Source organism: Thermococcus sp. M36 (assembly GCF_012027355.1).
GTDB lineage: Archaea > Methanobacteriota_B > Thermococci > Thermococcales > Thermococcaceae > Thermococcus.
In genome coordinates, this window is the sequence record NZ_SNUH01000043.1 from 1 (window position 1) to 600 (window position 600).

The 600-nt window shown below is 32.0% G+C and carries 1 protein-coding gene; it reads right to left on the bottom strand.

The window, feature by feature from the left end; translation table 11 throughout:
• Window positions 1–181: 181 nt before the first annotated feature.
• Window positions 182–577: a hypothetical protein gene (locus tag E3E36_RS11235; RefSeq protein WP_167895510.1), complete on the bottom strand. Its 396-nt coding sequence runs from the start codon at window positions 575–577 to the stop codon at window positions 182–184.
• Between the last annotated feature and the right edge of the window lie 23 nt (window positions 578–600).

A 600-nucleotide genomic window follows, 5' to 3' on the forward strand; every position in this document is an offset into this window, starting at 1 on the left:
GCGTGATGATTTTTTTCATGATGAATGGTTTAGGTTTAAGGATAAATGTATTCTTATTTTTCAATAATTAAAATATTTTCAGCTTTATTTTTTTATTAATCCTAATTTGATGGCATTCTAAAATAAAAAAGCCCCCACATTTTTAATGTGAAGGCCTTTTATTGTTGTAAGAAATAACTATTTATGGAACAGTAATCAGAATTTTCACTAATATAGTTGTGGAAGGTGCAGTAATAGAACCGGAACCCGTTGCAGAATACAAATCAATATTTACAGTACTATAACTGTAGTAAGTACCATAAGCAACACCGTTTACAACTTCAGGTAATGCTTCATAAGTATTACCGTTATCAAATGAAATATAGGTTACAACGCCACCATCATTTAAAACACTATTGGTTACATCAGGTACATTTAGTGAAACAAAATAGCCACTGCCTGAGGCTTTCCAGTCACCGGGTCTGATAGTACCTGTTACGGCATATGTTTGAGAAGGAGCCTGAACTGTTTTAGTGCAGGATGAAAATGCAAACAAGCAAATAATGCTAACGGTAATAAAGGGTAGTATTTTCTTCATAGTAAAATATTTTCATTTACTAT